The sequence below is a fragment of the Bifidobacterium italicum genome (assembly GCF_002286915.1).
Lineage (GTDB): Bacteria > Actinomycetota > Actinomycetes > Actinomycetales > Bifidobacteriaceae > Bifidobacterium > Bifidobacterium italicum.
Genome location: NZ_MVOG01000037.1, coordinates 21,946 through 32,785 on the forward strand (window position 1 = coordinate 21,946; position 10,840 = coordinate 32,785).

A 10,840-nucleotide genomic window follows, 5' to 3' on the forward strand; every position below is an offset into this window, starting at 1 on the left:
GTTGCCCCGTGGCGGCGCGCCGTGTGCGGCGAAGGGCTCACTTGCCGCTCGCGCGGATGTCCGATTCGATGTCGGTCAGGTACTTCGCCAGTTCGGTCTGCGAGAACTTGTCTGCGAACACGGCGGTGCCTGCCGACTCCTCCTGCAGCGCGTCGAGCACCGGCTTCGTCTGGTAGATCTCGACGCACTTGCGGTACACGGCGTTGTCCACGTCGTCGGCTCGCACGGCGAAGATGTTGATGTAGGGGCGCGACTCCTCAGATTCTGCGTCGTCATGGTAGATCGCGTCGGTCGGGTCGAGGCCGGCGTCGGCGACGTAGTCGTTGTTGATGACGCCGGCGGACAGGTCGTCGCCGCCCGACTTGAGTGTGTTTGCGATCTGCTCGGCCTTCATCGGCACGACCTTGACCTTCGACTTCGCCTCGTCGATGTCCTGCGGAATCGTGAACGCCGTCCAGTCGCCCTTGAGCGTGACGACGCCGGCGGCCTTGAGCACGCCGATCGCGCGCGCCTGGTTCGTCTCGTCGTTCGGAATCGCGACCGTCGAGCCGGCCGGCAGGTCCTTGATGTCGGTGTACTTCGGCTTGCCGTCCTTGTCGAAGGAGGAGTAGACGCCGAGCGGGTAGATCGCCACGCCGCCGAGCGGCTGCAGGTTCTTGTTGTTCTGCACGTTGTAGTTGGCCAGATACAGCAGATGCTGGAACTCGTTCATGTCGAGGTCGCCGGCGTCGAGCGCCGGGTTCTCGCTCGTGTAGTCCTGGAAGTCCACGATGTCCACGTAGACGCCCTTCGCCTCGGCCTGCTTCTTGAATTCGACCCACTGGGGGTCGGTCGCGCCGACGACGCCGATCTTGACCGGGTTGTCCTTCGTGCCCTTCGTCTCGGCGCTCGCCGCCGCACCGCCGTTGCCTTTGTTCGCCTGGTGGAAGCCGAAGAAGACGCCCGCCGTGACGAGCAGGACGACGAGGACCGCGATGATGATGTTGCGCGCCGTATGGTTGACGCGCACCGGTTCGTCGGTGTTGAGCTCCGGTGCCTTGCCCGGTTCGTTCGTGTTGTTCTGGCTCATCTGCTCTCCGTTGTTTGTGGTGACTGGTCTGTCGTTTCCCCATCGTGGTGGTCCTGCACACCGTGGCGTCCCGCTGCCCGCTGTGGACGTCCGGTTGTGCGACGTGTTCAAGGATACGACCGTTCAGGACCTCGATCGCACCTTTCGTTATCGTTTCCGTTTATAGACGGTGTTCGCGGGCCATGATGATGGGCCTTCCCCACCGTCGTGTTCCGCCGTGCGCCGCCGAGGCCGCCGCCGTCGTGTCCGTTTCGTGAGATGGACCCACGGTAGGATTGCCACCATGACGACTTCACCGCTCCCCTCGGATGGCCATCGCATACGCGCCGTGTTCTTCGACATCGACGGCACCCTGACGAGCTTCGCGACGCATGCCGTGCCGCGTTCGACGCTCGACGCGCTTGCCGCGCTGCGCGGCAAGGGTATAAGGACCTTCATCTGCACAGGGCGTTCGCCTGAGCAGATGAAGGTCGTCCTCGACTCGATCCCTGTGTCGTTCGATGGCGTCGCCGGCGTCAACGGGCAGTTGTGCTGGAGGCCGGACGGCACCGTCGTATCCGATGTGCCGATCGATCGGGGTGATGTGCGCCGCATCGTCGCATGGCTCGACGCGCACCCCGACGTGTCCGCCGTGTTCGCCGAGCGCGATACGACGTATTTCAACCATGATTCCGCACAGATGCGCGCGATGTGGAAGTCGCTCGGCAAGACGGCGCCGCGCGTGCGCTTCGTCGACCCGCACACGCGCATCGACGACCACCCCATCTACCAGATCAGCCCCTATGTGGACGTCGACGGGGAACGTGAGATCGTCGGCGCATGCCCGGCCGTGCGCGGCGTGCGTTGGCATCCCGCGTTCGTCGACCTCATCCCCGCCTCCGGCGGCAAGGACCGCGGCATGGAGGCGCTCCTCGCCGACGCGGGGCTCACACGCGAAGAGTCGATGGCGTTCGGCGACGGCGGCAACGACGTGGACATGCTGCGGTACGCGCATGTCGGCGTCGCGATGGGCAACGGCACCGACGAGGCGAAGGCCGCCGCCGACTATGTCACGCAAGACGTCGACGACGACGGCGTCGCGCACGCGCTGCGGCGTTTCCACCTCATCTGAAATTACATTATTTTCAACGCATGGTTGGCCTGATTCATAGGATACTCACCGAACAAAAGTACGGGAGAGATGCATCATACAGCACCCGACACTCCGTCCGTACAGCAGGCAATGCTCATATACTTACACGGAATAATTTGTATATAAGTAAAAGCATATAAATTACATTGAGTCGCGCTCCTTGCACCTCATGGAAAGGATTGACCACGCCAACCTATATCACCGAAAAACCACACAGAGAGAATGCCGTCGAACTTTGTGAAGCGAAGACGGCAAGCCGCAGAAAACGGTAGTGTAAGCCACTGGAGTCGGAGACACCGCCGATGCGAACACAGATATATGCGACCTGCCCCCAGTACTCCACGAGACACCGGACAACTTCACAACGTTCCGTTACCCCGCTAAAAGCAATCATCAGTCAGGAAGGCCATGTTCGCATCAGCGAACGTGTCGTCAAAAACTTTTTGCAAAGAGAGTGCGATCGAGGCTATTGAAGTTGATGGCGAATCCCCTCATACCACGTTAAGTAGGTTTCAAAGTTGGAACCCGTTGTCTAAACGAAAAGTGCAACACCGCGGTCAGGCTTGCGAATGTAGCAGTTCGTTGACGAGGGCTTCAACGGTCGTGCGGTATCCAAGCACGCGCACGGACCGGTTGTCGGTTTCGTCAATGATCTGCTGCACCTCACGTGCCATGTTCATCTCGATTGGGCAGTGTTTGGGAAGATAGCGGCATATCAGGCCGTTGCGGTCCTCGTTGCTCGTCCGCTGCCAACTGGCGTATGGGTGTCGGCGCGAAGTACGCGGCCATGCCCGGTTACTCGCGCAGCCGCGCGTGGTGCGCGGACCCGGTGCCGTTGTCGTGCGTGACGCTGATTCTAGCGGCGGCAGGCAGCGCACGGAACATCTCCGACTGGGCGGCGATGCTGGCGTCGGCGCTCTTGTCCGGGACGATGCACACCATGAGGAACCGGGCTTTCTTTTCGACCCCAGTGTGCAGTGCCGGCCTTGATGACGCTGTCCGCCTCCCCATGTCTGAACACGCCCCTGCCATCGACCTCCTGCGCTCACAGACGCCTGTGCGAAAGACGATGCAGTTTGCGCGACTTCATCCTACGCCGGTTGGCCTTGCGCTGTGCGAGGCCGGCAATGTAATAGCGGCCAGTCCACGGACCCGTCTTCAAGCGTTTCGGCCAGTACGGCCGGTACGACCAGCTCCCGTTGGATGCGAACCACGTGTTGCGCTTGATCTCCCTGCTGATGGTCGGCGCGCCGCGCCCGAGCATCGCGCCAACCGGCCGCACGTTGGTGCCATCGCCGATCTCGATCCAGATGGCCTGCCGTCCCCTTCTGGCAGGTGCAAATACACTGCTCCCATAGGTGCGTCATCCCTCCGGACTGGTTTTCTTGACAATTACCAATCTACTGGGTGTTGCACTTCCTTTTAGACAACGGGAGACCATGCGCGCCTACCGACTGTGGTAGATTGGCAAGGGTCAGAAAGCGATGTAGTGCGCAGCCGAAGCCATTGATATCGGAGGTGAGCCGCGACTGCAGAACCTCGTGATCTAATGCGTAACCAGCGCCGAGCACTTAGCATAGCGATGATTCGGCAATGCCATCGGGTTCACGGAAGTCGTTTGTCACTGGACCGCCGACCGTTATGGAGGAAGTATGGAATGGGAAGCTCCCCTCAGCCCTGCGGAGTTCAAGACGCTCCGGGAGCGCATGGGCCTGACGACCACGTGGCTAGCGAAGCGATTAGAGTGCAACCGGCAGTGCCCTCGGCACTAACCACAGACCTTGTGGTGCCCAAGGAGCGGTTCGACTTTGGAACAGAACACTTCACCGACGACGGAGGGAATCTGATCATCGTGCCGAGCGTTGACGCTGACGGCCCAGACTGCGGTATGCTCTCGGCATGGCATCGGGCCGCGACATTCCGCGCGGCAGAGGACACGGGCGGGCACATCACGTTTGCGCTGTCCGGGGGCGCGCTACCTTGGAGTTCGACCGAAAGAGAGGAACATAATGACGATCCGCTTCGCTGACCTGTTCGCTGGCATCGGCGGTATCCGCATGGGTATAGCCCAAGCCATCGGAAACGAGGCACAATGTGTGTTTTCTAGCGAGTGGAACAAGTTCAGCGTGCAGACCTACGAAGCTAACTGGCATGACGAGTTCCCTGTAGCTGGCGACATCACGAAGATTGACGAGGACGAGATGCCGGACTGTGATCTGATCCTCGCGGGCTTCCCGTGCCAGCCGTTCAGCTTAGCCGGCGTTTCGAAGAAGCAGAGTCTGGGAAGGCCCACCGGGTTCGAGGACAAGACGCAGGGTACCCTATTCTTCGACGTGGCCCGTATTATCAAGGCCAAGCAGCCCCGAGCGTTCCTGCTGGAGAACGTGAAGAACCTCCTCTCCCACGACCGGGGGCGCACGTTCCAGATCATCTATTCGGTACTGACCGAGGATCTAGGCTACCACGTCCAGTACCGGATCATTGACGCGGCTGGGTTCGTACCCCAGCACCGCGAGCGCACCTACATCGTCGGTTTCCGGGACGATGTTCCGTTCACGTTCGACGACGTGAAGCCCATCGGCCACGGAAACGTAGGAAGCATCCTCGAACCGGATGTGGATCCGAAATACACGTTGTCGGACAAGCTCTGGGATTATCTGCAACGCTACCGGGAAAAGCACGAGAAAGCCGGCAACGGCTTCGGCTATGGCATGGTCACGCCAGAATCCGACCACACGCGCACTCTGAGCGCACGCTATCACAAAGACGGTTCCGAAATCCTCCTATGGCAGGGCGACGGCATAAACCCGCGCCGCCTGACACCACGCGAGTGCGCGAGACTCATGGGATACCCAGACACGTTCCAGATCCCCGTGTCGGACACGCAGGCCTACCGCCAGTTCGGCAACTCGGTCGCCGTGCCCGTCATCTACGCGATCGGAGGAGCCATGAAACCCTTCCTCCTCACGGAACGCTGACCATCGGTATATGGCGCGGGCGCGCCTGTACTGTACCATTGTCCGCATGACGGGAACACTGTACAAAGATGACGAGGACCCCACCGACAAGGCCATAGCGGAGACCCGCAGAACGGGCAGCGCATTCGTGAAATTCCTTTCCGCAAACGACGCCGGCCTGACCGGCGGCCATCAGGCCGGCATACTTGTCGGCCGACGCGCATGGCCGCTGTTGTTCGACGACATAGACGACATCGGCTCGATCGCAAAACGCGAGGTCACGATCCGCTGGCCCGAAAACGTAGAGACAACCAGCACGTTCACTTGGTATCCCAGCAAGAAGGAGCTGCGCATCACTCGCTTCGGGCGCGGATTCCCCTTCCTTACACCCGAACAGGCCGGCGCTCTGTTCGTCATGGCCCGCACCGGCAAGGATGATTACAGGGCATTCATACTGGACGGCGACGACGCCGCCGACCGTTATCTGGAGACGTTCCAACTCTCCCCCGCTGATCTCAATCAGATCGTCCTCGCCCAAGGCCAGACACACTCGCTTGAGCAGGATGAGGCCGATGCTATCGGCTGCTGGGTGGATGAACTGAGACTCGGCGAGGGGAACCCCTTCCCAGACAGCGAAACCGTATCGAGGAAGGCAAGAGAGATTCAGGAGGCCGTCCACAACCACAGTGAACAGCTCACACGGGACCCAGACCGTAAGCTGGTTGAGTTCATCCGGGTAGAATACGCGCTGTTCCGGTACATGGAACAGGCGAAATACCTCTTCAGCATTCAAGGCGGTTTCGACGACCTTGATTCGTTCCTGAAGATCGCGCTTTCGCTGCTCAACAGCCGCAAGTCACGCGCTGGCCGGAGTTTCGAGAACCAGATTGGAGCCATCCTTCGGGCCAACGATTTGCAATTCGAGGAGCAGGTGATAACCGAGGGAAGGAAGAAACCAGATTTCATATTCCCCTCCGGTGCTGCCTACCACGATCCAGCAAGGAAGCCGGAGACCATGATCGTGCTCGCAGCGAAAACCACGTGCAAGGATCGATGGAGGCAGATCCTCTCCGAGGCTGGCCGCATGAAGGACCAGCCAAAATGGCTGATAACGCTGCAACCAAGCAACAGCAAGCAACAGCTTGAGGAGATGAAGGCCGACAATGTGCGGCTCATAGTTCCCAAGACCTACATCGCGTCGTATCCGAAGGAATATCGGTCCGATATCTGGACCGTGAAACGGTTTATCGAATATGTCAAAGACAACGCCCAAGACTGACTCGTGTTCCCGTGACACCGTGGACACGTGAACACAGGGGTAGCGAGTCTCTTAACACGTATGTCTGCGCATGGAACCGTTCCGAGATGGACTACCATCCACGGGAAGCAATCTCACGTTCGGCTTCTCGTTTAGAGGGTAATCCCATTGCACTACGCCTTGCCAGTTCGTTTGGGCACGCCACGGCAATTGCAGCCTAGGTGTAGTTCAGGTCATTCAGTTGAGAATCAGACGAGCGTTTTCAACGCGTCTGTCCGTCATATATCTTGGTTTTTGGGCGAGTATTCAATGCCTGCGAACCGATACCGTTACATATTCTCAGAGATATCAGTGCCACCAGCGGATTCAATGGCTTGGATCGCTTCTCCGGCATAGTCTTTTTGGGAAACATCTTTGACGAATTCTTGGTAGCGTTCGCGGCTCTGGGTAAGTATGTCACTGAAATACAGGAATTTTGCCCGGTACATGTCGACATGTACGTTCGCCTCTCTCGCAGACAATGGATTGCCGTCATCGTCAAGTACCCGTCTGACGATGATGAGAACGTTGACTCTCTCGTCAATTCCGGCCTCATTCTTTCTTCCTTCGGCTCTGTTATTCCGAGCATCGTCCTTGTCCAGAATTCGGGTCATCGCATTTGCGTAACGCCGCACCTGCTTTCGTATCTCCTCTATCTTAATATCACGACCATAACGTTTAAACTCTACAATGGTCTCGCGATCAGGAGCTGTCAGGTATTTAATATCCACGCGGCTGTTCGACTCCGAATCTGACGAAAAGTCCAGATTATATTCTTCTGCGCCTATTGTTCGGAATGCCCTTTCCTTCTCCACGTTGCGCGTGGCACGCTCCCATGATGGATCAAGAAGCCAAGGATTGTCCGAGACGAAGTCACGAGTGGCATTTTCAAGCTCATTGGTCTTCAACATGCCTTCCAGTTTGTCTATCACTTCGAGGCGCGTGCGCACGACCTGCGCATATTCCATATTCTCGTAGTCTTTGTAGGAGGTCAATATAGCAAGTAGTTGTTCGGTCGAAAGCTCGCCTGCATGACACAACTTCTTGATATCGCCCCGTTGGACCAATCGGGTAAAAGCCATGATTGATGACTGATACAGCGAGCGGCGATCGGATTCTGGGATACTGTTGATACGAGAAACCCGATCAATCAGATCTCGTGCGGGCTTCCTCATTCCTTCACTCAAAGAGTCAATCCAAGCGGCAACCTCCGGTATATCGGCCATCAGCCTCTTGGTATTGGCGTCGCTCCTCGCGCGGGACCATTCGTCAGAAGCACGGTTGAATATGTCTTTCATCTTCTCGTTGAAAGACTTGACTCGTTCGTCGGACTCAACCAGTCGCTGCCTATCGGATGTGGCGATGTCATCCTGCTGGGAGTCGTCGAGAAAATCTGCCTGCACCTGACCTGTAACATAGCTAGCAAAATTCCTATTGAAGTCTAAATGATCCAACAACCCCTCCTGTATAGGGCGTTTACGCGCCACCACAATGATATTCTTCATGCTTTCAGTATCATCGCCGAAGGCTCTATCGGTTGGTTTATGGACCGTTCCAATCCATCCTGATAGTTTCCAGTCAGGGTGCCCGTCAAACGATACATCCTCAACACGGTGTACTTCAGCCTTTATGCTGTTCAATTGTCCTTCTGAGGGGGAGAAATCACCCAGATACCAGATATGCTCAAGCCGTTGAAGATCTCCGCGATCCTCATATGTAACGGGTTGCCCGTTAATGACGATACGAAACATACCGTCGTTTTCGCTCCTATCAGCGAGATCAAGTACGTCGAACCGGCGAGCAATACGCCGCCTCAACGCATCCAAGGTCAAGCCGATTCGTTTCCTCCGGAGATTTGTTAGAATTAGTTTTGTACCATGTTTAATGTTATTCAACGTCAGTCCGTCTTGACTAATGGGAACTGGATGGTATTGGCGTTCATTTGGATCCGAACTCTTGATCGCTTCATCCAATTTAGCGACATCAATTGTAAATCCTTGGGCGTCTGCACCTTCTTTTTTGGATTCGACACGCATAATATCTGCAAGAGAGAATGCTGACAGCTTGCCGATCCCCTTGCGCCCCATGTATTTCCTGTGGAAGCGACATGATTCGTCACCTTCCCTTTTCCTCTTTTGATAGCCAACAGTCAGGAAGCGAGAGTTAAGTGTATCGGCATCCATACCGCATCCGTCATCAGTGATGGTGATGCTGCCGGAGTCTTCATCCGGATTGTAGTCAATGTTCACGTTATTCGCGTCCGCGTCCCAAGCATTGGCCACGAATTCAGATAACACAGCCGCCGCATTGGAATACAGGTTCCGTCCCAGCGAGTCCACGGTCGCCATATCAACCGTCAAAGTGTACATGTCACTCATTATTGTTGTTCCTATCCTCTAGTGTTTTGATGAACTGCCGCGCTATGGCTTTGCCGAACACAGGAGGCACGGCGTTGCCTATCAGGCGGCCAACGGTGCTCAACGTGATCTTTTCCGAGGGCCCAGTGAACACGAACGAATCCGGAAAGCCTTGGAGGCGAGATGCCTCCCGAAGCGTAAGTGCACGGTCCTGCGCCGGATGAGTGAATCTTCCAGCTCCAGGATTATAGGATTGTGTCGTAATCGTGGGAGATGGCTTGTTCCACTCCATCCTCCCATAGAACGATTTGAAGGTTTTGCCTGAAGCGCGAGTCTGGCAGGGCACTCGCAACTCCTCCGGCCAGTCTTCCCACGTCCCACCCGGCTTGGAAGCATGTGCGCGTTTCAAATTGATAGGTGAAAGATTTCGCGCGAAATGCATGGAATCACTATCGTCTTTCTGCCCCGCGCCCAAAGACGGCAGATCATGGATAGCGTCATATACTGTTCTATAATGTTTTATGTCTACCGTTGGTTCCGGCATCTCAATATGGTCGTTTAGCGCAGCTAGCAGTACCAGTCGTCGACGTCTCTGCGGAAGGCCATAGTCAGGGCCGAACAACACACGGTACGTGACATCATAGCCGGTCTGTTTCAGACAGGCAACGAATGCATCAAAGATAGGTGAATACTGGACGCGCGGGACGTTCTCCATCGTCACGAAATCCGGCATAGTCTCTTGTACAAGCCGCGCGAACTCATTAAGCAGCGGCCAGCTTTTCTCGTGCGATGTGTCCACCCCGCGCCGCTGTGAGGAAAAAGGTTGACATGGCGCGCAGCCGGCCAAGAGGCGAACTTCTGCATGTCCCCACAAGCGCTTCAGATCTTCACCTCTCACATCGCAGACAGAGCGCTCGATGAACTTTGCTTTGATGTTATGGCTATACGGGTATGAGCAGGCTGAAGCGTTGTCGATTCCCGCCACAATCCTTATCCCGCCCTGTTTCAAACCCAAGGACAGGCCGCCCGTTCCACAGAACAGATCAATAGCTGCGATTTCGCTCCTCTTACACATAGAGGGAATTATAACCTTCAAGGTCGGCAAAACAGGCATATAGGTCATTTTGTGTTGATTTAGACTTCTAGTCGGTGCCGTTGGGATAGCGGGTCCGGGTGTGGAATTCGTTCCAGTCGATGCCGTTGCCGAGGGTGGGCTGGGTCGTCGATTCGTCATCGGCGTTGTCGGTATCGGTGCCGACGGCATGCTGGTCGTGTTCCTTGAGGATGCGGGCGGGGTCGGGTTTGGCGCTTTTCATGTAGCACAGCCATTCGCAGGCGCGGCGCATGTGGTTCTCGGGCATGCCGCGGTGGTTGACCAGCATGCGTTTGATCGCGGCGTTGAGGCCGCCCTCGAGCCGGTTGCCGTCGCGCGGCACCGGCCCGTACGTGCGCAGTTCGGGCTCGAGGAAGCAGAACAGGGATCCGTTGCGGAAGAGGCGTTCGAGCCTGAAGTAGGCGCGGCGCAGCCGCAGGTGCGTCCACCACCAGCCGCTTCTGGACGTGGCCGCCCTGGGGTCGTCGGGGTGCTCGCGGGCGAAGGTGCGTTCGGTGAGCATGTGCCGCCAACGTTCGCGCCATGCGTCGGGCGCCTCGCCCCAGCGTGCGGCGTGGTCGGCGTCGTGGATGCGGGTGAGCGCATCGGCGAGCCGTTTGAGTTCCCTGCCGGCCTCGAGGCGGGGCCGGCAGGTCAGATCCTGTCTGGTGTCGCGCTGTATGTGGATCAGGCATCGCTGGATGCGCGTGCCCGGCCAGCTCTCGGCGCAGGCCCTTTGGATGCCCTTCATGCCGTCGCATACGAGCACGTCGGGCGGCGCGATCTGCGCGAACAGGGCGTTGTAGGCGGCGGTGCTCTCGCGTTCGCACCATTGCCAGGCGAGCACCTCGCCGCCGTTGGCGTCGATCGCGGTCAGCAGGCACCAGCCGTTCATGTAGGTGCCGTCGGCCACGACCACGTGATGCACCACGCCG

Annotated in this window: 8 protein-coding genes; 3 read left to right on the plus strand and 5 right to left on the minus strand. The window is 57.7% G+C overall.

The window, feature by feature from the left end; translation table 11 throughout:
* Nucleotides 1-37: 37 nt before the first annotated feature.
* A complete protein-coding gene (locus B1400_RS08080; RefSeq protein WP_095613901.1) occupies nucleotides 38-1,069 on the minus strand; it encodes a MetQ/NlpA family ABC transporter substrate-binding protein in 1,032 nt (343 codons plus the stop codon).
* Between the two features lie 283 nt (nucleotides 1,070-1,352).
* On the opposite strand from B1400_RS08080, the gene B1400_RS08085 reads away from it, so the two are divergent.
* On the plus strand, nucleotides 1,353-2,180 hold the full coding sequence (locus tag B1400_RS08085) for a Cof-type HAD-IIB family hydrolase (RefSeq protein ID WP_095613902.1): 828 nt from the start codon (nucleotides 1,353-1,355) through the stop codon (nucleotides 2,178-2,180).
* A gap of 816 nt (nucleotides 2,181-2,996) precedes the next feature.
* Here B1400_RS08085 and B1400_RS09995 read toward each other — a convergent pair.
* On the minus strand, nucleotides 2,997-3,143 hold the full coding sequence (locus tag B1400_RS09995) for a hypothetical protein (RefSeq protein ID WP_235607394.1): 147 nt from the start codon (nucleotides 3,141-3,143) through the stop codon (nucleotides 2,997-2,999).
* Between the two features lie 1,067 nt (nucleotides 3,144-4,210).
* On the opposite strand from B1400_RS09995, the gene dcm reads away from it, so the two are divergent.
* Nucleotides 4,211-5,179, plus strand: a complete 969-nt coding sequence (dcm, locus tag B1400_RS08095; protein WP_327078509.1) for a DNA (cytosine-5-)-methyltransferase — start codon at nucleotides 4,211-4,213, stop codon at nucleotides 5,177-5,179.
* 46 nt (nucleotides 5,180-5,225) lie between these two features.
* Nucleotides 5,226-6,437, plus strand: a complete 1,212-nt coding sequence (locus tag B1400_RS08100; RefSeq protein WP_162288203.1) for a type II restriction endonuclease — start codon at nucleotides 5,226-5,228, stop codon at nucleotides 6,435-6,437.
* Between the two features lie 308 nt (nucleotides 6,438-6,745).
* Here the strand turns inward: B1400_RS08100 and B1400_RS08105 are convergent, their stop codons facing one another.
* From B1400_RS08105 to B1400_RS08115, 3 genes are all read right to left on the minus strand, one after another.
* Nucleotides 6,746-8,824 carry a BbrUII/HgiDII family restriction enzyme gene (locus B1400_RS08105; protein ID WP_235607395.1) on the minus strand — a complete coding sequence of 693 codons (2,079 nt, stop codon included), beginning with the start codon at nucleotides 8,822-8,824 and terminating at the stop codon, nucleotides 6,746-6,748.
* 1 nt (nucleotide 8,825) lies between these two features.
* Nucleotides 8,826-9,887 (minus strand): DNA cytosine methyltransferase, encoded by a 1,062-nt coding sequence (locus B1400_RS08110; protein WP_095613910.1) that lies wholly within the window; start codon nucleotides 9,885-9,887, stop codon nucleotides 8,826-8,828.
* Nucleotides 9,888-9,954: 67 nt separating this feature from the next.
* On the minus strand, nucleotides 9,955-10,840 hold an 886-nt coding region (locus B1400_RS08115; RefSeq protein ID WP_133064657.1), incomplete at its 5' end, for an IS1249 family transposase.